The organism is Lunatimonas lonarensis, assembly GCF_000390185.1.
GTDB classification, from domain to species: domain Bacteria; phylum Bacteroidota; class Bacteroidia; order Cytophagales; family Cyclobacteriaceae; genus Lunatimonas; species Lunatimonas lonarensis.
Genome location: NZ_AQHR01000049.1, coordinates 26,530 through 48,381 on the forward strand (window position 1 = coordinate 26,530; position 21,852 = coordinate 48,381).

At 45.7% G+C, this 21,852-nt stretch carries 22 protein-coding genes; 5 read left to right on the forward strand and 17 right to left on the reverse strand.

Annotated elements, in window-relative coordinates:
* On the reverse strand, window positions 1-1,212 hold the full coding sequence (locus ADIS_RS07485; RefSeq protein ID WP_081634887.1) for a cystathionine gamma-synthase: 1,212 nt from the start codon (window positions 1,210-1,212) through the stop codon (window positions 1-3).
* Window positions 1,213-1,242: 30 nt separating this feature from the next.
* Here ADIS_RS07485 and ADIS_RS07490 point away from each other — a divergent pair, with 30 nt between their 5' ends.
* A complete protein-coding gene (locus ADIS_RS07490; RefSeq protein ID WP_035805131.1) occupies window positions 1,243-1,953 on the forward strand; it encodes a TVP38/TMEM64 family protein in 711 nt (236 codons plus the stop codon).
* A 31-nt stretch (window positions 1,954-1,984) separates the two neighbouring features.
* On the opposite strand, the gene ADIS_RS07495 is transcribed toward ADIS_RS07490, so the two are convergent.
* The 13 genes from ADIS_RS07495 to ADIS_RS07555 all read right to left on the reverse strand — a co-directional run bounded on the left by ADIS_RS07495 (window position 1,985) and on the right by ADIS_RS07555 (window position 15,155).
* On the reverse strand, window positions 1,985-2,842 hold the full coding sequence (locus ADIS_RS07495; RefSeq protein WP_010853803.1) for a TraB/GumN family protein: 858 nt from the start codon (window positions 2,840-2,842) through the stop codon (window positions 1,985-1,987).
* A 30-nt stretch (window positions 2,843-2,872) separates the two neighbouring features.
* Entirely contained in the window at window positions 2,873-3,604 is a 732-nt protein-coding gene (locus ADIS_RS07500) for an RluA family pseudouridine synthase (RefSeq protein WP_010853804.1), read from the reverse strand.
* A gap of 50 nt (window positions 3,605-3,654) precedes the next feature.
* Window positions 3,655-5,235 carry a peptide chain release factor 3 gene (locus tag ADIS_RS07505; protein ID WP_010853805.1) on the reverse strand — a complete coding sequence of 527 codons (1,581 nt, stop codon included), beginning with the start codon at window positions 5,233-5,235 and terminating at the stop codon, window positions 3,655-3,657.
* A 131-nt stretch (window positions 5,236-5,366) separates the two neighbouring features.
* Complete coding sequence (locus tag ADIS_RS07510; RefSeq protein WP_010853806.1) at window positions 5,367-6,590, reverse strand: sensor histidine kinase; 1,224 nt, start codon at window positions 6,588-6,590, stop codon at window positions 5,367-5,369.
* Window positions 6,591-6,894: 304 nt separating this feature from the next.
* The gene (locus ADIS_RS07515) at window positions 6,895-8,205 is read right to left on the reverse strand and encodes an ABC transporter permease (RefSeq protein ID WP_010853808.1); all 1,311 of its coding nucleotides are present in this window, start codon (window positions 8,203-8,205) and stop codon (window positions 6,895-6,897) included.
* On the reverse strand, window positions 8,195-9,097 hold the full coding sequence (locus tag ADIS_RS07520; protein WP_010853809.1) for an ABC transporter ATP-binding protein: 903 nt from the start codon (window positions 9,095-9,097) through the stop codon (window positions 8,195-8,197). Before ADIS_RS07520 ends, ADIS_RS07515 begins: the two co-directional genes overlap by 11 nt.
* 48 nt (window positions 9,098-9,145) lie before the next feature.
* Complete coding sequence (locus ADIS_RS07525) at window positions 9,146-10,039, reverse strand: hypothetical protein (protein ID WP_035805133.1); 894 nt, start codon at window positions 10,037-10,039, stop codon at window positions 9,146-9,148.
* Between the two features lie 78 nt (window positions 10,040-10,117).
* Window positions 10,118-11,221, reverse strand: a complete 1,104-nt coding sequence (dnaJ, locus tag ADIS_RS07530; protein WP_010853811.1) for a molecular chaperone DnaJ — start codon at window positions 11,219-11,221, stop codon at window positions 10,118-10,120.
* A 4-nt stretch (window positions 11,222-11,225) separates the two neighbouring features.
* The gene (locus ADIS_RS07535; protein WP_010853812.1) at window positions 11,226-11,804 is read right to left on the reverse strand and encodes a nucleotide exchange factor GrpE; all 579 of its coding nucleotides are present in this window, start codon (window positions 11,802-11,804) and stop codon (window positions 11,226-11,228) included.
* Window positions 11,805-11,879: 75 nt separating this feature from the next.
* Window positions 11,880-12,872, reverse strand: a complete 993-nt coding sequence (gene obgE, locus ADIS_RS07540; RefSeq protein WP_010853813.1) for a GTPase ObgE — start codon at window positions 12,870-12,872, stop codon at window positions 11,880-11,882.
* Window positions 12,873-13,021: 149 nt separating this feature from the next.
* Window positions 13,022-13,594, reverse strand: coding sequence for an adenylate kinase (locus ADIS_RS07545; protein ID WP_010853814.1), 573 nt, complete (start codon window positions 13,592-13,594; stop codon window positions 13,022-13,024).
* 32 nt (window positions 13,595-13,626) lie between these two features.
* On the reverse strand, window positions 13,627-14,160 hold the full coding sequence (hpt, locus tag ADIS_RS07550) for a hypoxanthine phosphoribosyltransferase (RefSeq protein WP_010853815.1): 534 nt from the start codon (window positions 14,158-14,160) through the stop codon (window positions 13,627-13,629).
* 77 nt (window positions 14,161-14,237) lie between these two features.
* Window positions 14,238-15,155: an aminopeptidase M42 family gene (locus ADIS_RS07555; RefSeq protein ID WP_010853816.1), complete on the reverse strand. Its 918-nt coding sequence runs from the start codon at window positions 15,153-15,155 to the stop codon at window positions 14,238-14,240.
* A gap of 177 nt (window positions 15,156-15,332) precedes the next feature.
* On the opposite strand from ADIS_RS07555, the gene ADIS_RS07560 reads away from it, so the two are divergent.
* From ADIS_RS07560 to ADIS_RS07575, 4 genes are all read left to right on the forward strand, one after another.
* Complete coding sequence (locus ADIS_RS07560; RefSeq protein ID WP_010853817.1) at window positions 15,333-16,610, forward strand: OmpA family protein; 1,278 nt, start codon at window positions 15,333-15,335, stop codon at window positions 16,608-16,610.
* Window positions 16,611-16,677: 67 nt separating this feature from the next.
* The gene (gene upp, locus ADIS_RS07565) at window positions 16,678-17,331 is read left to right on the forward strand and encodes a uracil phosphoribosyltransferase (RefSeq protein WP_010853818.1); all 654 of its coding nucleotides are present in this window, start codon (window positions 16,678-16,680) and stop codon (window positions 17,329-17,331) included.
* Between the two features lie 6 nt (window positions 17,332-17,337).
* Complete coding sequence (locus ADIS_RS07570) at window positions 17,338-18,267, forward strand: calcium/sodium antiporter (protein WP_010853819.1); 930 nt, start codon at window positions 17,338-17,340, stop codon at window positions 18,265-18,267.
* A complete protein-coding gene (locus ADIS_RS07575; RefSeq protein ID WP_010853820.1) occupies window positions 18,261-18,722 on the forward strand; it encodes a hypothetical protein in 462 nt (153 codons plus the stop codon). The genes ADIS_RS07570 and ADIS_RS07575 overlap by 7 nt, the downstream gene beginning before the upstream one ends.
* 64 nt (window positions 18,723-18,786) lie before the next feature.
* Here ADIS_RS07575 and ADIS_RS07580 read toward each other — a convergent pair whose 3' ends face one another.
* The 3 genes from ADIS_RS07580 to ADIS_RS07590 form a co-directional block, all read right to left on the reverse strand.
* Window positions 18,787-19,743, reverse strand: a complete 957-nt coding sequence (locus tag ADIS_RS07580; protein WP_155907251.1) for an FKBP-type peptidyl-prolyl cis-trans isomerase — start codon at window positions 19,741-19,743, stop codon at window positions 18,787-18,789.
* Between the two features lie 66 nt (window positions 19,744-19,809).
* On the reverse strand, window positions 19,810-21,183 hold the full coding sequence (locus ADIS_RS07585) for a hypothetical protein (RefSeq protein WP_010853822.1): 1,374 nt from the start codon (window positions 21,181-21,183) through the stop codon (window positions 19,810-19,812).
* Window positions 21,167-21,712: an RNA polymerase sigma factor gene (locus tag ADIS_RS07590; RefSeq protein WP_035805137.1), complete on the reverse strand. Its 546-nt coding sequence runs from the start codon at window positions 21,710-21,712 to the stop codon at window positions 21,167-21,169. Before ADIS_RS07590 ends, ADIS_RS07585 begins: the two co-directional genes overlap by 17 nt.
* Between the last annotated feature and the right edge of the window lie 140 nt (window positions 21,713-21,852).

Genomic DNA, 21,852 nt, shown 5'->3' on the forward strand with positions numbered 1-21,852 from the left:
TCATAACGCATCCAATGCTGCTGACAGATCCTTTTTGAGGTCTTCGGCATCTTCTATGCCAACGCTCAGTCGGATCAGCGAATCAACCAACCCCACCTTTTCCCGCTCTTCCTTGGGAATGCTGGCATGGGTCATAGTGGCCGGGTGCCCGCATAGCGATTCCACGCCACCCAGTGATTCCGCGAGAGAAAACAAGCGGAGGTTCTTCATGACGGTAAATGCGGACTCGGTACGGTTATCCTTTAACGTAAAGGATATCATCCCTCCAAAATCTTTCATTTGTTTCAAGGCAATCCGATGATTTGGGTGTATCTCAAATCCTGGCCAATACACCTTGTTAACCTTGGGGTGATTAATCAGAAAAGCAGCGATCGTTTTACCGTTTTGGCAGTGGCGTTCCATTCTTACATGGAGGGTTTTGATACCTCTGAGCACCAAAAAACAATCCTGTGGTCCGGGTACTGCCCCACAGGCATTTTGAAGAAATGCCAATTCCTGTCCCAACCGCTCGTCGTTTACCACAATGGCCCCCATTACCACGTCCGAATGGCCCGCTAGGTATTTGGTGACAGAATGCATCACGATATCCGCACCCAACTCCAAAGGAGTCTGCAAAAAGGGGGTCGCGAAGGTATTGTCTACGGCCAGCAGTATCCCTCGCTCCCGGGTGATAGCAGCTATGCCGGCTATGTCTACGATATTCATCATGGGGTTGGTAGGGGTCTCTACCCACACCAATTTGGTACTATCGGTCAAGTGCTGATGCAAATCCCCGACATTCTCCATGGAAACAAATCGAAATTTTATACCATACCGGCCAAAAACCTTCGTGAAAATCCGGTAGGTTCCCCCATACAGATCGTTCGTGCTTACCACTTCGTCACCGGGCTTCAGTAGCTTGACGATCGCATCTATCGCGGCCATCCCCGATGCGAAACAAAGTCCGATCTTTCCGTTTTCCAAGGCCGCCAGATTATCCTGCAAAACCGTCCGCGTGGGGTTATGGGTCCTCGAATATTCGTATCCCTTATGGTCTCCCGGAGCCTGCTGCACATAGGTAGACGTCTGAAAAATCGGCGTCATGATAGAACCTGTGGATGGGTCTGGGGATATCCCTGCATGTATGGCTTTAGTGGCGAACTTCATGAGTTGCGAATTACGGTTAAGACGATTTGAACTAAGCCAGACAAGGGGGCCATTAAGGCAATTCATCTGGTAAAACTTTCGTAGTTTTGCCCAAAGATGAAGAAAAAACCGACTTTTTTCAAACGTATCCAAGACATTTACCACACTAAACCGGATTTCTTTTGGTCGGTGGCGTGGGTAGCTCTCATGCCAAGTGTCGGTTCCTTGATAAGCATTCGGTATTTGCTTTCCAACTACGAAGACTGGTCCTACCCTTGGGTAGATTCTCCCTTCTTCATTTTTACCTTTACCCTGCTGGCCGCCATCTTTATGGGATTTGCGTTGATTCCAACCACCCTGCTTGCCGTATTGACGGGGTCAATTTGGGGGTGGCAGGCCTTTCCCTACCTGGTGGCAGCCTACACCCTGGCCTCAGTTCTTGGATACCTTTTGGGTAAAACGATAAGTGCGGATCTTTTGGAAACCTTGCTGGGGCAGTATCCAAAAGCCCAAAAAGTAGTCGCTGAGAAACAAAACCGGATGGGCAACCTGATATTTTTTATCCGTATCAGCCCTGCTATTCCATTTGCTTTTTCAAACATCCTATTCGCATTGCTTTCTACCGGATTGCAAAAAGTCATCTGGTTTGGCCTTTGGGGCATGCTTCCCCGAACTACCCTGGCTTTCTCATCGGGGGTATTTGCAGAAAGCCTCTATAACGCCATCAAAAACAGGGGCATGGATTCGACGATGGACCTGCTGCTGCTATTCACTTTTCTATTGATCGGTATCCTTGGAATTTGGCACTTCTTTCGAAGCAAGAGTTAAGGATGCTCCCTCGTCCTACTATGCGGCTTTTTTACTCTCTATCAAGTCTTTTGAGCCTGTACCCTTCGTTCCTCAGCAATTGGATCAATCCGTTTTCTCCTCCAAGGTGCCCCGCACCTACTGCGAAAAAAACCGACCCGTTCCGCATCCATTCCCCCATGGGATCCACCCAATTGTGATTGCGGTCGTTCAACAATACATCTTGGTAGTCACGGTATTCAGGACTCTCCGAAACCATCTTAACCAATACCTCAATATCTTCCTCTCGGTAAGCTTTGATTAGTTTCCTGAACTCCACCCGACCTTTGTCCAAATCCGACGCATATTCATAAAAACTTCGGTACTGTTCATCTAGTGGGATCTGGTCAAAAACCGACAGTTGATCTTCGACAGACTCCAATCCATAAATTTCTTTCTTGGCAGACTTGGCAAGTTTGATTAGCTCGCCCTCGTAGGATTTCGTCTCGCATTCCAAAAGGCTTGGATAAATCAGCGACATCAGCATGAAAGGTCGTAGCTTTTTCAGCATCCCTATATCCACACCGGTACGCTCCATAAGAAGCGACCGAATCTTTGCGTACTCATCTGCAGACAAAAAATCGGTGATGGATTCTCCCCCTTCATTATGCATCTTGGACATCATGGAAAGTGCCAATGCTGGGTCATCCAAATCTACCTCAAGCACCAGGGCATTCGAGTCGGCAAGCTTCTCCACTACATTGGCACCCATCTGAAATTCTGAGTCGCAAAGTAGATGTACTGTACCTAAAAGGTAGGAAGGCCTTGAAAGGCCTTGTCCGGATATTTCCCAGAAAACGCCTTGCGCTCCCGCAAAAAATGGAACCAAGAACGAAAACACCAACACAACCCTGACCAACACAACTGCCATACCTCTTTATTAATACAAGCCCTCAAAAACTCAGCCACTAAACGTTCGATCAAGGTGCTGATCCTTCGCCTTAACCTCTTCAAACTCCAAAAATTGCTCCCAAAAAGGTTCTCCGGGCAATGCTGCCCGCAGGTATAATCGCTCTTTCTTGATAGGATGGTCAAATATCAGGTGAAAAGCATGCAGATTGATTGAAGCATCTTGGTTCGGTCTTGAAAAACCATATTTAACATCACCGCGAATAGGACAACCCATGGATGCCAACTGTACACGTATCTGATGGGGTCTTCCACTGATGGGCCTAACCTCCAGCAGCCAATGATCATTCAGCTTTCCGAGGCGTTTAAAATTCAATTCAGCTTTTTTTGAACCCGAAACTTCGGATTTATGAGCCATTACCACATTTCGCTGTTCATCTTTTACCAGCCAATGGGTTAGTTTCCCTTTTTCTTCCTTTGGCTTTTGTTTTACGACCGCCCAGTAAATCTTGTGAATGTCCCTTTTCCTAAAAAGGGCCGTCATCCGTTCCAATGCTTTGGAAGTACGGGCAAAAACGACGATCCCGCTAACCGGGCGATCCAGCCGATGCACAGGATGCAGAAAAACCGCTCCCGGCTTCTGGTATTTCTGGGCAATATAGTCCTTACAATAATCTGTTAGCGTCTTGTCACCGGTCTTATCACCCTGAACAAGTATCCCAGACCGCTTATTGACTACTAACAGGTGGTTGTCTTCGTATATGATATTGAAAGGCTTCGTCATGGGTTGGTAGCTTGATAAGCAAAGGTACTGAAATACAGAAACAACTCCTGTTAATATTCGGAAGTAAAATGAAACGATATATCCGGGAAATTATCCTGAACCATCTGAAGCCAAGCTTTGCTCTCGGCCATAAAGACCCATTTACCATCTTTGTCCTTCGCAATGTGGCGTTGCTTTGACCGGATGAACTCATCCAGCTTCTTCCTATCCTTGCTGTAGATCCAACATGCCTTGTAGAGGTTCATGGGAACAAAATCAACGGTGGCGTTGTACTCGTTTTTCAAGCGAAACTGAATCACCTCAAATTGCAGCTGTCCCACGGTACCGACTACTTTACGGGATCCAATCTCAAAGGTAAACAGCTGGGCCACCCCTTCTTCCATGAGTTGCTGAAGACCTTTTTCCAGCTGTTTGGTTTTCATGGCGTCTTTGTTGACCACCTCCCTGAAAATCTCCGGTGAAAAGCTTGGAATCCCCTTAAAGTGAAGGTTCTCTCCCTCTGTGAGTGTATCCCCAATCTTAAGGTTACCGGTATCGTATAACCCGACAATATCTCCAGGAAATGCCTCGTCGACAATTTCCTTATCCTGGGCCATGAACGAGGTAACATTGGAAAACCGCAATGCCTTTGTACCCCTTACGTGGTTGTAGGGTTTGTTACGCTCAAACTTACCCGAACACACCCTCAAAAACGCAATTCTATTTCGATGCTTTGGATCCATATTTGCGTGGATTTTAAAAATAAACCCAGAAAACTGGCTCTCCTCGGGATTCACCTCACGTTGATCTGTGGACCTGGTCTTGGGAGTCGGTGCGATTTTTATAAACGTATCCAACATCTCCTGGATTCCGAAGTTATTGACAGCCGATCCAAAAAACACAGGCGCGACTTTTCCTTGCAGATACTCGCTTACTTCAAATTCCGGATACACCCCCTCGATCAACTCTACATCATCCCGCAATTGGTTAGATAATGTAGTACCAATATAGTTGTCCAATCGGGGATCGGATAAATCTTCTATCGTGATTCGATCATCGGAAACCTTACGCTGGCTCGGAGAAAACAGGTTTAGCTGCTTATCGTACAGATTATAGACGCCCTTGAAGGATTTCCCCATCGAGATTGGCCAGGATAGCGGCCTCACGCTGATGTTCAGTTTGTTCTCCACCTCATCCAAGAGTTCGTAGGGATCGCGTCCTTCTCTGTCCAATTTATTGATGAAACAGATCACAGGGGTATTCCGCATCCTACATACTTCCATTAGTTTTTCAGTCTGTATCTCTACGCCCTTAACGCAGTCGATTACCATGATCACAGAGTCAACGGCGGTCAGGGTTCGGTAGGTATCTTCTGCGAAATCCTGGTGACCAGGTGTATCGAGCAGATTGATTTTCATCCCCTTATACTCAAACCCCATAACGGAGGTAGCCACGGAAATCCCCCGCTGCTTTTCGATTTCCATCCAGTCGGATTTTGTGGCGGTATCGATCTTATTGGACTTCACCGCACCGGCGGTCTTGATAGCCCCTCCAAAAAGCAACATCTTCTCCGTCAAGGTGGTTTTACCGGCATCTGGGTGGGCAATTATGCCAAAAGTCTTACGCTTGTGGATCTCTTGAATTAAACTCATTTTTCAACAGGGGTATTTTAAGGCTGCAAAGGTACGGAAAATGACCATAAAAACAGGCTACCCCAGTAAGTACTTGTGCATGAGGAATACAGGCACCGAAAAACTGCTGTATATGGGCCCTTTGGGTTAGCCTACCAAATCGTTTCCTCTTTGAACTGAACGGGTTCCGAAACACCCCGAAGGACAATCCGAAAAGTAGTTCCTTTTCCCAGTTCCGAGCTATTAACGAAAACCCTACCCTGGTGATACCCCTCAATGATTCGCTTGGCCAGTGTCAGTCCCAATCCCCAGCCGCGCTTTCGGGTGGTAAATCCCGGATTGAACACCTTTTTAAACATCCCTTTCTCCATTCCTTTGCCGGTGTCCGCAATGTCGATGAAAACAAAACGCTCACTTTCTTTGACAATGTCAATGTGTATGGTACCCTGTCCCTTCATCGCATCCACGGCATTTTTGCAGATGTTTTCCACTACCCATTCAAACAATGGCTTGTTAAGTAATGCCTCAATGTGTTCGGCGTGGGAATTTAGGTGGATCTCAACCTTGCTGGAAATGCGGGGCCTAAGGTAGCTTATGGTCTCCTCTACTGCCTTGAATACATTCTCAGCCTTGATGATCGGCGTGCTGCCGATATTGCTAAACCGCTCGGTTACTACCTGAAGCTTTTTTACATCCTTGTCCAGCTCCATGATCACCTCCTTGTTCTCTTCCCAAACGGGGGAGTTTTTGAAGTAATCTATCCAAGCCATCAAGGAGGCGAGAGGCGTGCCCAGCTGATGGGCTGTTTCCTTGGTCAAACCAGCCCATAACCTGTTTTGCTCCGCTACCTTGGATTGGTTGAAAAGTGCGTAAGCAAGTAGCCCAAATACCAGAATAACCGATAACTGAACATAGGGATAGTACTTCAGCCGTGTCAGTAGTTCGGAATTCCGATAGTAGATAAAATAATCATCCAATAACTTGATAGGCTCATAAAGCGCTTTCATCTCAGCCAACTCAGCTCTCAACTGTCTTTCGATCTCATCCTCCGAGCTGTTCTTCTTAAATTTGATATTCTTATATTCGAGTGGGTTGCCGTTTGCGTCGGTGGTAATCACCGGAATGGAGCGGTTTTCCTGGATAATGTCCTGAAAGATAAACGTCAGGTTATCGGTGTTGACAGACGCGTACTCCAGTGCCGATGCATACAGATCGACCTGCCTTCTCTCCCTCTCCTTCAATTCCTCCACCAACGTATTGGTATAGTAAATGGAGCCAAAACTGATCACTAAGGAAAACCCAAAAATAATCCACTTGACATTTCCTTTATTATTGTAAAAATCCAAGGTGGTGAGATCTTGAAACGTACTTTTCATGTGTCTATAATTGTTTTTCAAAGGTCACATGGAATCTCGCATGGCTGATAGTCATCCCAGTGTGTGACGGCTACGTCATGCTCGATTTCACTTGGCTTTTATTGATCTGCTGCGGTAGGGCACATTAAATCAAATGCCAATCGAAATGATTGAAAACGGTTTTTCTCAAGTAACCTGAAAACCCTCAGCAGCTGACCGGTTTTACACAATTTGAGTTGGATGATCGGCTTCCTTTGCAAACACTCAATTAACTGTAAGGATACGGAAATATTGTCTTTTGGACAACAAATAAAAACAGAAGGAATCAATTCTCACGGATCCATCTCCAAAGCGTCTTGTAACTCACTTTTGACCCATGGATAAGAATGCCTATTCGGTAGATTTTACCCGCAGCCCAGGTCGTTGTCAGAAACCCAACAACCAACAGGGAAATCGAAATGGCCAATTGAATGAACGGAACCCCAAAACTCACCCGCCCCATCATCGCTACCGGGGAGGTAAACGGAATGATCGAAAGCCAGTAGGAAATCTTGCTATTGGGATCATCCAACACAAAAATAAACAACCCCATGTAAGCGATCAGTAGCGGGATGGTCACCGGGAACATAAACTGCTGCGCATCGGATGGGCTATCCACGGCAGCACCAATAGCTGCAAAAAAAGCACCATAGAGTAAGTATCCGCCGACAAAATAAATGATGAAGGTAACGACCAACAACGTAAAATTGATGTCCTGCAATACCCCCAACATACTTACAATCTCCGCATTATCGTTGATCCACTCAGTTGCTTCCGGATTGGAAAGCTCCATCAGCTGTTGCTGGGGCATACGCATGCCAAAATATCCCATAACCAAGGATGATACTACGGTAATTAGCACAATCCAAATCATGAACTGTGTCAAACCAACGGCACCTATACCAACAATTTTCCCCAGCATCAATTGAAAGGGCTTCAGCGATGACACCAAAATCTCAATGATCCTACTGGATTTCTCTTCAATTACCCCTTGCATGATTTGATTGCCATACACAAAGATAAAGGTGTAGATCAGAATACCGGTGATAAAGCCAATTCCGTAGTTTACCATCGAATTGGAAATTTTTTCACTACCTGACTGCTCCAACCGGATGGAGGTGACCGAAACGGAAGTCTTTAATCGTTCCAAAACAAGGGGGTCAATACCCGAGTCCTGTAGCTTTTTCTCCTCGACCTTGCTCTTAATCAATGATTCCAGGCTTTTAAGGATCGAAAGACTGGGGGTTTCTTCAGCGAAAAACGATACTTGAACCGGTCGATCCACCGAGATCTTGGGGATATAAAGGACACCAAATCGGCTATTGGCCCTCATGGAGGCTTTTGCTTCTTCTATTCCTTTGCCGATGTAGGAGAAAACAAACATCTCGTTGCTCTCGAGGTAAAACGTACCATTTTCATCCACCACTTCTATAATCCTCGCCTGTTCCCCTGGGGAGTCACTCAATCCCAACCAAAGGAACACGCCCAAGATCGACGGAAAAATAAGTGGCGTCAAGATGGTCGCCACGATAAAAGACCTCTTTTTTACACGGGCCAAATACTCCCGTTTGATCACCAACAAGATCTTATTCCCCATGCCCGTCTTTTATTTTTTGAATAAATATCTCGCCTATACTGGGAACCAGTTCTTCAAAATGATACACCTCTCCAAAAGCCATAAAATGTTGGATCAGTTGATTTACATTGCCCTCACCCAAATCCACGGAATATAGAATCGTATCGTCCTCCCACACAGGCGTGGGAAATTCCGGCAGGACATTTTCATCGTAGGGCTTAATCCGGACACGATACTGATTCGATCGGGACTCCTTTCTAATCTGCCTAACCGACCCGTCCAGTATCTTTCGAGATTTGTTGATCATCGCGATATGGTCACACAGGAGCTCTACTGACTCCATACGGTGGGTGGAGAGTATGATCGTGGTTCCGTTATTCCTAAGCGCCAGAATTTCATTTTTGATGATTTCGGCGTTTACCGGATCAAAGCCCGAAAATGGCTCGTCGAGAATCAGCAACTTTGGCTCGTGTATAACCGTGGCGATGAACTGCACCTTTTGGGCCATCCCCTTTGATAGTTCCTGTACCTTCTTATTTCTCCATGAATCGAGGTTTAACCGGGTTAACCAGCTGCCGATTCTGTACTTGGCTTCTTTACGGGTCAGCCCCTTTAACTGGGCAAAATAAAGCAGCTGCTCATCAACAGCCATGCCCTTGTATAGGCCTCTTTCTTCCGGTAGATAGCCGATACTGTGTACGTGTACCTTCCGAAGGGGCTCTCCATTGATACGAATGACGCCTGAATCCTTATCGATAATTTGGTTGACGATTCGAATAAGCGTTGTTTTCCCGGCACCGTTAGGACCCAGCAGTCCAAAAACAGACCCTTCCGCCACCAAAAGATCTATGTCTCTCAAGGCCACATGGCTACCATACGCTTTATTCAGTCCGCTGATTTCTAGTATATACAACTCCCTGTCGGTTAAAAAAGAACTTGATGCGTCGAGTGCCTAATCACACTATTTCAAAGATACTGAACCTACCGAAACATCTATCAAAAAGGTCATTAGATTTTTGGCATCCTGCTTATAACCTCGACTGACGTAGGTTTTTTCTCCAATTTCTTTGAGATGGGAGGGAACTTTGGTACGGCACATGGCCGTAGATTTGATTTTCACCAAATAGGGTAGGTCGCGATCGGGCAAGCTGATATTTACGGAACCCGCGCCAACCTTGGCGAACACCTCACTTCTCTGTGCCATCAGATCCGCAAAATTCAGGTTCACGGAACCATAATTCACATCGAAGATCATCTGCTTTGCATTGGATAGGTGCATGTCCTCTCCATAGAGTGCTCCCATATTGATAATCACGCTAAGCGTATCCATCGCAATGGAATTTGGAACCTGACTCGCATACCCGAGGAATACATCCGCAGACGCCGTTTTGATACGGCAATTGGAAACTGGTAAATTGGAGAAATCGATATGGGCCTTACCGATACCAAAATTAAGATTGAGATTGTATAAGAAATTGGGATCCAACCCAATGTTCCAAAGGTGGTCAAAGTCCGAATCCGTATTGGAAAAGAATCGATAGGAAAGACTACGCCCCAAACTCTCGGATTCGATATTTTTATGCTCCAGCTTTGCGATCAGCACCCCGTCGGTCACTTCATGGGTAAAGGATGGTAGGATATTTACCTTCCCCAGCTCGGCTGTAGCAAATACTGGTTTACCATAATAACCTCTCTTGAAACTCGAAACGCCTTTATAACAGGAAAAATCAAATTCTACTAGATCAAACCCCTCCCTCTCTTCAACCACAAACTGCTTCGAAATCTGGGCCAGCGATTCTGATTCAAAGCCGGCAACCATAAATAAGCAATGAAGGAGAAGTAAGTTTTTAAGCATACGCAATTAGTACGTTCGGTTTAGAAAAAGGTTTTGAAAAAACACAGTCCTAAAACGGAATCAACATACCAAATGTTATCAAAAAAACTCTTTTACCTTATCGAATATACTCTTTTCTGATTTTCCCGGATTTGGCCTAAAGTTCTCTGAATTCCTCAAGGTCTCCAGTAACTGTCGCTCCTCTTTGTTCAGCTCCTTGGGAGTCCACACGTTTACGTGGATAAGCTGATCTCCCTTTCCGTATCCGTTAAGCTCCTTGATCCCTTTACCCTTCAGTCGTAAAATCTTACCGCTTTGGGTACCCGGCTCCAACTTAATCTTCACCTTGCCTTCTATCGTAGGCACTTCAACAGAAGCCCCCAAAACTGCGTCTATAAAGCTGATGTAGAGGTCATACACCACATTATTGCCATCTCGGATGAGCACTTCATCTGCTATTTCCTCGACTACGATCAGCAAGTCCCCAGGAATCCCTCCCGGAATCTCGTTCCCCTTTCCAGAAAGACTAAGCTGCATTCCTTCTCCCACTCCGGCCGGAATGTTTATGGGAATAACTTCCTCTGACACCACCAGTCCTTGGTAGTCTGCGTTGGCAGGCTTCTTATCAACAATTTTACCACTTCCCTGACAAGTCGGACAGGTGCTCGCTGACACCATTTGGCCAAGCATGGTATTGACTACTTTTTTGATCTGGCCCGAACCCTGGCAAGAAACGCAATTCTTGAACGTAACGCCTTCGGCGACCTTTTGCCGCTTGACCTTTATCTTCTTTTCTACACCATTTGCAACCTCACTAAGACTAAGTTTAAGCTTTACTCGTAGATTAGTGCCCTTCTTGGTACGTCGTGATCCGCCTCCACCAAAAAAGGAATCGAATCCACCTCCACCAAAAATATCACCAAACTGGGAGAAAATATCCTCCATGTTCATTCCGCCTCCACCATAACCGGCAGATCCTCCAACGCCTTGATGGCCAAACTGATCGTATCGCTGACGTTTTTCGGGATTGCTCAGCACCTCGTAGGCCTCAGCGGCTTCCTTGAATTTATCCTCTGCTTCTGGGTTGTCCGGATTTTTATCGGGGTGGTACTTGATGGCCATTTTCCGATAAGCCTTTTTTATTTCCTCCGCTGTCGCTCCTTTGGTTACCCCCAGAACCTCGTAATAGTCTCTTTTCGCCATGGTTTTATTGTCCTATAACTACCTTTGCATACCTTACTACCTTGTCTCCCAAGAGATAGCCACGCTCCACTACGTCTACTATTTTCCCCTTCAGATCCTCGCTTGGCGCAGGAATCTGCGTGATCGCCTCGTGCATGTCTGCATCAAAAGCCTTGCCTACCAACTCTTCCATAGGCCGTAGGCCTTTCGATGTCAGGGTCTTTACCAGCTTGTTGTATATCAGTCTCTTACCTTCGTCAGGAGTATCAGAAGTCTCTTTTTCATCAGCTTTTATTGCCCGCTCAAAATCGTCCAGTATGGGCAGGAGTTCCTTGATTACATCCTCAGAGGCTGTCTTTATCAGCTCAAGTCTCTCCTTCGATGTTCTCCTGCGATAATTTTCAAACTCCGAATATAACCTTAGATACTTTTCCTTTAGATCCTGATTTTCCGCTTTAAGCTTTTCTTCCCCATTATCGGTTTGGAGGCTACCTTCCGACGAATCGGCATTCGTTTCAGATTCCATATCAGTTGTAGACCTATCTTCCTGATGAACAGCATCCTTCAAAATCTCCTCCTGTTCCAAATTATCTTTTTCCTTCATACTAACTAATTCCGTTAAAAGTTTCCTACGCTATAACAATTAACCTGCCATAGCGAAAAAACTGACAATCTGGCACTATTCATGCAACCTTTGCCAGATCATGTCCTTCAGCCGATCCAAATTCTTTCCGGTGATAGCCGAGATAAATACGTATGGAATTCCCTCGGGCAATTCCTTGGTCAAAGCTGTCGTCAATTCCTCATCCAATAAATCTGACTTCGAAATAGCCAACAGCCGCTGTTTGTCCAAAAGTTCCGGGTTGAATTTCCTCAATTCTTCGGTAAGTATCCCAAATTGGGTTGAGATGTTATCCGCATCAGCAGGAATCACGAAAAGCAAAATGGAGTTGCGCTCTATATGCCGCAGGAACCGCAAGCCCAACCCTCTGCCCTCCGAGGCTCCCTCAATGATCCCCGGTATATCTGCCATCACAAAGGATCGGTCGTTCCGGTAACCCACCACGCCCAGGTTTGGAACCAGGGTGGTAAAAGGATAGTCTCCGATTTCGGGCTTGGCTGCGGATATGCTCGCCAAAAGGGTTGACTTCCCGGCGTTTGGAAACCCTACTAGGCCTACATCTGCCAATAATTTCAATTCAAGAATAATCCACTCCTCCACGCCAGGCTCTCCGGGCTGCGCAAAGTGGGGGGCTTGGTTGGTAGCTGTTTTGAAATGATCGTTTCCCATACCACCTCTACCTCCTCGCGTAAGGACAAACTCCTGACCATCATCCGTTATCTCGCAGCGTTGCTCCCCTGTTTCGGCCACCCTTGCCACTGTGCCCAGGGGCACTTCCAATATCACATCCTGGCCCTCGGCTCCCTTTCTCCGTCCTCCTTCACCTCCCCTGCCCGGTTCGGCTATCACATGCTTTTTATACTTTAGATGTAGCAGGGTCCAAAGCTGGGCATTGCCTCTTAGGATAACGTGGCCACCACGCCCCCCGTCGCCGCCATCCGGCCCGCCCTTGGGTACGTGTTTTTCCCTCCGAAAATGAACCGAACCCGCACCACCTGCACCTGAGCGGGAACAAAACTTCACGTAATCAATAAAATTGGAATCTGCCACTTCAGTTAGTCTTTTTTAATCACCCGCTTCTCTAAACGAGCCTAATGGATACCGCTGCACAAAACTGATACACCGGAAATTAAATAAAAATTGGCTAAGCGGATTCACCTAGCCAATTTAAACACAAAGGTACCGGATTTTTCCGGTTATCAATAGTTATCAATTACCTTGCAGATTGAGGAAAAAATCCCTTCTATCGTGCCAACGCCTTCTATACGGCTAAGCTTGCCCTGCTTGTCATAGTAATCTGCAACGGGCAGCGTTTCCTCCAAATACACCTTAATTCGATTACTAATCTTTGCCTCGTCCTGGTCATCAACGCGACCCGATGTTTTGCCTCTTTCTTTGATTCGTGTCCTTAGCTCCTCCTCTGGAACCTCCAGCGAAACCATACCCGAAATACCCGTACCCTTTGCCGTCAGAAGCTCATCAAGTGCCTTCGCCTGCGCAACGGTACGCGGAAAGCCATCAAAGATAAAACCGGTAGGATCCTTGGTTTGGTTGATCTTGTCATCTACCATACCTATTACCACCTCATCCGGAACCAGATTGCCCTCATCCATGTATTTTTGGGCAAGCTTCCCCAGATCGGTTCCTTCTCCTAGGTGCTTCCTAAAAAGGTCCCCTGTGGAGATGTGGTCAATCTTGTACTTTTCGATCAGCTTTTCACTCTGAGTACCCTTCCCCGCACCAGGAGGTCCAAATAAAACGATATTAAGCATTTTTATTTCTAAATTTTAACGGTTAACAACATCTATTCCTCTAACACATAAATTTCAGGCAAATTTCGACCAAAACCAGCATAATCAAGCCCATATCCAACCACAAATTTATTTTTGATAGAAAAACCTATATGGTCTAATTTGACAGTAGGTACTTGAAGTGCATCTGGCTTATGGAGAAGCGCTACCAGAGCTATGTCTTTTACACCCTTGGATTCGAGTACCTTGACCAAGTATTCCATACTTCTCCCCGTGTCGACAATATCTTCTATTACAATTACCCTTCTTCCAGTTAGGTCATCACGGAGTTCTATCTCCGTAGCAACATTGCCCGAGGAATTCAGCCCCTCATACGAAGATATCCGGATAAACGCTACCTGAACTGGAATTTGGAGTCGCTTTACTAGGTCTGAGAAAAACATAAACGCTCCGTTTAACACGCCCAAAAGCACCGGCGGTTCCGAAATGTACTCAAGGTTTATCTTATCGGCGATTTCATCCACACGAAGTTGGATTTCCGAAGCACTGATGAGAGGCACAAAATTCCTGTCTAAAACTTGAATCATAAGTCTTTTGGCGCTGCGGATTCCCCGCCCTTGACAAATATAGCCATTATATAAGGTAAACAAAAAAAATCCTCAGACTACAATGCTTCCAAGAGAAATCTGTACATATCCTGCATAGCCTGTAAATCCGAAACCATGACCCGTTCAGCAGAAGTGTGCACATTTTCCTCGGGTGCTCCAATGAAACACCAATCCACCGGGAAGGGAGAATGATGCACCTCTCTGCCGTCACTGCTGCCGTATGCCTCCACCTCCAACTGATATGGAATCCCACTTCTCTCCGCGAGTTTGATGATCCTTTCCACAAAAACCCTTCTGGGAATGAACCGATCCCGGAGAGAAATGACGACTCCGCCGCCAGGCCGCACTCCCTCTGATGCCCAGGTCATATCCGAGATCAATGCTTGCTCAATACGCCATCGCTCGTAAATATACCTCATCAAAAGCGGAATGGCCCCGCCCCCATGCTCCTCAAAGGTCGTGAATACCACCAAACCATTGGAAAGACTCTCGCAGAGGCGAAGTGCATTGTATACGCCCAACCTGTTGTCCAGATAGGCCGCCTGAATATACTCTTCGGTAATCTCCACATGTTGTCGGTAGGTTAAAATCGTACCTGGCATTATCTGCCTGCCAAAATCATGGAAAAGGTTTCCATCCTCTATCCTCACGCTACATTCAATTTCACCATAGCTATCCGAGCCCACCAAAACATCCCCATCTACTACTTCGGGCCCACCCACAGGCACAAGTTGATTCTCATATCTAGCCATAAATCCGACGGTGTCCAAATGCGCAAAAACAGCGGTTTTGGGCTCACCAAAGGCCAAAATGAAATTATCTTGAAGATTTTTACCAAAATGAATTTCTGGCGTAACCTTCCAACTGCTTCCACGTTGTAACACGTATTCCAGAAGGAAGCTGGTAAGCCTGCCTTCATCACCGGAAACACCAGGTATGGCTAATAATTCAACTAGAAATTCGTCCGATGACATGAGAAAGCAAAATTTATGGTCAAGAAAAGAATTATTAATGTAAATTCGTAAAACAAAACGCAGAATAGTTTAGAGTTCTCATAAAAAATTCTACATTTGTAATTGGAATTGCTACTTCGAAACAAATCTAAATTCAAAACAATTTAAAAACTGAAAGTTGAAAAAAAATTTTTTACCATGAAAAAAATACTATTATCAACACTAATAGCTGGCGCATTAGGGTTTGGAGCCCAAGCGCAGAATGACTTCAACAAGTGGTCTATTGATGTGAACGCAGGGTTCAATAATGCAATGGCTCCTATGACACCTGGCTATTATAGCCCCAACCCGCTTAATATTGGGTCGGCGGATATAGGCGTTAGGTACATGTTCAATGAGAAGTTTGGAGCGAAGTTGGATTACGGTTTCGGATCTTTCAGCAATGAAGCTAACACCCCTTCGTTTTCATCCAACTACTACCGGGTTAACCTTCAGGGTGTCGCTAACTTAGGCCGCATCATGAGTTGGGAAACCTTTACTCGTCGAGTGAACCTCTTGGGTCACTTCGGCGCAGGTATCGGACGATTAACGCCTCAAGAAGGTACTTTCGCAAACGAAGCGGACGATCAATACAACTTCATCGTTGGATTGACCGGACAGATAAAATTAGGCGAGCGAGTGGCATTGAACGGAGATGTCAGCACCATATTAGCGGGCAGGCAGGATCTCTCGTTTGACGGCAACTCACGAATCATCCGAACTACTCCCGGCCACTACGGTGTAAACGGAGTTTATTGGACTGGTACACTCGGCCTTTCTTTCTACCTTGGCAGCGGCAGTACGCATGCTGACTGGTACATCAGAGATAGCCAGTATGCCACAAAGCAAGAACTTGCTGACCAGATTGGTCAAATTAGGGATATGCTGAAGGATTCGGACGGCGATGGCGTTCCTGACTACCTTGACAAAGAGCCTAATACCCCAGCAGGTGCTCGCGTAGATTCTCACGGTAGAACACTCGACTCCGACGGAGATGGTATTCCTGATCACCTAGACAAGTGTCCTTTCGTTCCTGGTCCAGCTTCTTTGGATGGATGTCCTCCACCTGATACAGTTGAAGAAGTTGATTGGTTGAAAAAAGCGATCAACGACGGTTATGTGAACGTGTACTACGCATTTGACAGCGCTAAGCCACTTGGCTACTCGTCGTCTGCAATCAATTACGTAGCAAACTTCATGAAACGTAACCCAGGCGTCAAGGTAGAATTGAAAGGTTTTGCTGACGAACTTGGTCCTGAAGACTACAACATGAAGTTGTCTGAGCGAAGAGCTAAATCAGTATACGATATCCTGATCGCTGCTGGAATCGATGCTTCTAGAATCTCTTACAAAGGCTACGGCGAAGATACCAGCGTAGACAAGAGGTCTGCTGATGCACGTCAATTGGCCAGAAGAGTTAGCTTCGAAGTCAAATAAGGTCAGCTGACAGAAATTGCAAGAACCCGATCTTTTTAGATCGGGTTTTTTTATTTAATTTTCGTCCATGTTTGTATTGAATCGCCACCCTTCCATCGCCAATAATTTCTTGGCAGAAATGAGAAGTACAACGCTCCAGCAGAATAGATTGGTATTCCGAAAAAACCTGGAAAGATTGGGGGAGATAATGGCGTATGAAATTTCGAAGGAGTTAACGTATTCTGACAAGCAAATCGATACACCACTGGGAAAGACTACCATCCCAATACAAATTGACCCACCTGTAGTTATTGCAGTGCTAAGGGCTGCCATACCCTATTTTAATGGGGTATTAAACTTCTTCGACAAAGCTGAAAGCGGATTTATTGGGGCATTTCGGAAAGAACAAACAGACAATGAACCGGTGGAAATTGAATTGGGATACAGCGCTGCCCCATCGTTGGATAAGCGTCAAGTGATCATCGTAGACCCTATGTTGGCCACAGGAAAATCATTTGTAGAAAGTGCAACCGCCCTCCTAAAATACGGGCGACCGGATACTTTTCATCTGCTTTCTGTGATAGCCTCTCCCGAAGGTGTCGATTTTATCGAAAAAAATTTGAGACTGCCCTTCAAAATCTGGACTTGTGCATTGGACGAAAAACTTGATTCCCATTCCTACATTGTACCCGGTCTCGGGGATGCAGGAGACTTGTCCTTTGGTAGTAAACTTTCCCGCTAAATCTTCATGATTCCATATATCTTATTGGTTTTGGGTCTGTCTCTGCTGCTAGTAGGCGGAAAAACGCTGGTAGACGGAGCCTCAGCCATTGCGGCCCGCCTTGGCCTAAGTGCCGGGCTTATTGGGCTTACCATTGTTGCATTTGGCACATCGGCTCCTGAACTCTTGGTATGTGTCACCGCTGCTTTAAAGGGTAATAGCGATATCGCTGTCGGAAATGTCGTAGGATCCAATATCGCCAACATTACCCTTGTATTGGGAATTACGGGATTGGTATTCCCTGTAGTAATCACACCGTCTATCCTTCGGATGGATTATACATTTACGATGATCACGACAGTCCTATTTTTTCTACTGGCACTCAACGGTGTCATTTCATTTGTAGAAGGGCTGGTTCTGGTTACTCTGTTTGTCCTTGTCAATATGTATTTTTTCAAAAAAATCGGACGGGTGGAGATTTCCGACGAAGAAACCGTGCAACTGAAAAAAAAATCGGTTTGGATATCAATTGGATACGTGCTACTGGGTGTGGGTGGACTTTACCTCGGTTCTGAATTATTTGTGGAAAACGGCGTGATAATCGCAACCTCCTTAGGAGTGAGTGAGCGGATCATCGGCATCACGGTGATTGCAGTAGGCACTAGCCTTCCTGAACTTATCACATCGGTCATTGCCGCTATCAAAAAAGAAACCGATATAGCCATTGGCAACGTATTGGGAAGCAATATGATGAACATTCTTTCCATCATAGGAATCACTGCGCTGGTACGTCCCATCCCTATTTCTGCAGACTTCATCTACAACGATTTTATCTGGATGATTGCCTTTACGGCAATTCTTTTTCCCTTAATGCGTATTAGATACGCTATTTCCAGAATAGATGGAGGCATTCTTTTGGTTGGCTATGCGGTATACATCTTTTTCCTTCTATGGTAGAATACACCGTTACCTTCTTGGGAATCTATTTCCTCTGCCTTTTCAAGTTTATTGCCGGGCCGGTTTTGGGTTATGCTGCCGGGTATAGCGTATTGGAGATCGAACTGGTGACAGTCTCGGGGATGATGACCTCAGTAGTTGCCTTTACTTTCCTGGGTGAATGGATCAAAAGAACATGGACCATCAAAGTGCGGCAGAATCCAAAGAAATTCTCCAAACGGACTAGAAATATCATCCGAATATGGCAAAAATTTGGCGTATGGGGAATTGCGGCGCTAACACCAATCTTACTGACACCCATTGGGGGAACAGTGATCTTAACTTCATTTGGCATCCCCAAAAGGAAAATCTTGCTCAGCATGCTGGTAAGCGGTTCAATTTGGGCGTTTGTTTTTGGGATTTCTATTCATGAAATACTACACATCCCATTTTTTCAAAACCTTTTCGACTTTTAAAAAATGAAAGTGTGGAAACCATCCCACACTTTCGCTTTTTTATTGGTCTTTCAAAATCCGATACTTACAAAACACTCCAAATAGTAGCCTTCAGTAAAACAGGGGTAAAAGGCCGCACGAGGTCAATCTGCTCTCCTTTCAAAAACAAATCTTCCCTAATCTCAGAGGGTATGATCTGTATCGAACGGTCGTATGCAGCAAATGAATACGCAATGACCTCGATCTCTGCATCCTGCCTTACGCCCAACAGGCCTCTGTCAAGAAACTGCAGTCCACCGGTAGAACCAATCGTAATGGACGGTCGGGACGCTGGATTAGAGTCGAAAGTGACTTGGGAATCCCCTAACTGAAAAAGCTCGAAATCGAATACGACGACACTGCTATTTACAGAGGGATTCTTTTCGGTATCTCCGGCATCCAATATTCTACGGAAAATCCCTTCAGCAATTTCTTCAAAACCTTCCAAATCATTGGCTTCTATGTAATCCAAAATCATTTCCTTTTCCCTTGCCTTCATCTCGTCCAAGGTATACTTACGCGCAATTTTCAATCGAATTACTAAGTTTGAATTTGAAAGAATAAGCTGCTGATAGCCATAACTTCCAAAGGCCAAGTACGAAGGAGCATAAACCATCAACTCTTCGCCAACTCTGGACAAGCCCGCAGCATAGGCAAAAACTACCGGCCAAATTCCATCCATGGACTGTTTAAAAATAATCGGTTCTTTGCTCTCGTCCATATAGGATTTGACAAGCTGACCGTCCAGGGATCTGATTTCGAAATATACGCCCACATAGTCATCGTTCTGTATCTCGGCCCCGTCAGGATTTTGGGTTGTTTTTTCGTAGAAAAAGCCAGATTGTGTTCTGGTGGCGTTTATTTGGTTGTTTTCTATGTAACGCTCTAGAATTGCGTCGTCTCTCGCTATTATCCGCTCCAATTCAGATTCTGACTCCCTCAAACAGGAAGAAAACAACATGGCAATTAAGGAAATAGTAAGAAATTTATATAGGTGACTCATAATGAATAATATATGGTGATTAACTTAACAATTCAACAAATAGAAACGTAGCCCTTATCAAAGAAGTTATTTTTTCAAATGGAAGTTCATCCGCAGATTCAGACCTGTTACGGAGAATTGCTGATTGACAAAGGTAAGATCTCCCAGCGGAAGCTTATAGAAGGGCTCCAAAGAAATAAACATCCCGTTTTTCAGATTATATTCGTACCCAACGGATAAATTCAACATACCTCCCAAATCTGCCCCACCGCTTCCTTCGGGCCGAAATACCGAAGTGAACTGCTCGACAGAAGGAACAAAGCTCAACCCCTCAGCGGTCGATGTGAAGAAAGAGGTAGTTTCGAAGGTCTCCGTAGCCGCCTGGTCCAAATACACCATACTCGACAAACCGGTTATCAAAAATATTCCAGCATTCTTTCTTTCCAATACCATGTATTTCAAGTTGACGGGGAAATCCAAGCTGGCAAGGCTTAATTGGGAAGAAGATCCTAGGTAGTTGGTACTTGCCCGAATATTATCTACCATCGCTACCTGGTACGACTGCCTACTGGGATAGGAGGAAGCCATCACCACACTGGGCGGCATATCAGGGCTCAGGTTCTGCCGGGCATAGGTCATCCCAATATCCAACTTCATCCGTCGAGACAGCGAAAACTCAGACATGATACCGGCACCCAGATTCATACCGTTTATCGCATCGGAACTTGCCTGAGGAGCCAATAGCACACCCAATTTGACCGGTGCAGCTTGCTTAGGCAAGACAGGACTATCAGCAGCCTTATCCGCTGCGGATAGCCATCGATCGATGGTTTCCTGGGCCTGGTCTACTTCTATACGGACAGGCACTTGCTCTGCCAAGTCCAAAGCCGGATCCACCGATTTGTACGGGGTTGGCAATTCAGGACTACTTCCCCTATCAACCCCTAGATCTTCTGTAACTTGCCCTGCTTGCAAGGAACCTAGGGTCGCATCATTGGACTTTTCGACACCAGCCTGCGCGACCGTCACTTTATCAAGGGATGAATTCGGGGATAAGGATTCAGGCCTATCTGATTCCGAGGCCGATGACTTCTGCGGTGAACCCACCGAAATTTGCTGGTCGCTTTCTTTCGTTTCCAACACAACACTTTCACCAGGCTCTGCTAACGTTACGGTACCTGATTCCTCCACGCCAACAGCTGACTCATCCCTTGTTGCCAATTTTTCTAAGTCATTATCAATATCAAGTTCCCTTGGCCAGAAGACCACACCCAACAATAAGCTAGCAGCGATCCCTGCCGTCACTAGTGGCCAGATAAAGGCAAAACGCTTTGGTTTAGCCGGCACCTGAAAATAGGCCTCGGATAGCTTTTTCCATTGAGCAGGATCATAGGGCTCTTCGAACCGATCGAAGGTGTCCCGGATTTTCTCCGTCAATTTTTTATCAAACTGCTCTTTCATTCCTGACATGGTTTAAAGCAATTATTTTCTCTCTGAGCATATCTTTAGCTCTGGCCAAATAGGTACGACAGGTGCTGGAGGGAATATTAAGGTGGGCAGCTATCTCGTTATGCTTATAGCCTTCTACTTCAAACATATTGAAGATAATTCGAAGTGTATCGGGCAACTCCCGCAACAATGCCAAGATATCTTCGCGCGACAGTTCATCCAAAACATTGAAATGCGATGCTTCGACTTCCAACAGCTCCACATCCATCATCCCTGAATGTTTTAGGTTCCTCCGGTAATAGTCCACGGATGTGTTTATCAATATTCTTCGTAGCCATCCCTTGAAGGAACTGCCCTCGCTGTACTGTCCCAACTTGTCGAAAACCTTCATGAAGCTGTCGTTGACGATCTCACAGGCTTCTTCGCGATTTCCCGAATAGCGTAGTGCCACACTCATAGCATAGCCATAAAAGTGCTTATAAAGCCTCTCGAGTGACCTTGGATCTCCTTTTCTAGCTTCCTGTATGAGATCTTTCTCCAAAAGATTCGATGATTTTATGGCGTTCTTATTGCGTAGACGTCGGTAGGCCCGAAAACGCTACAAAACTAATGAAGTTTTTTTTAAAAGTTTTTCTGTGCCAGCCGAGGGTATGGGACAATATTCGGGAGTGTATGTTTTTA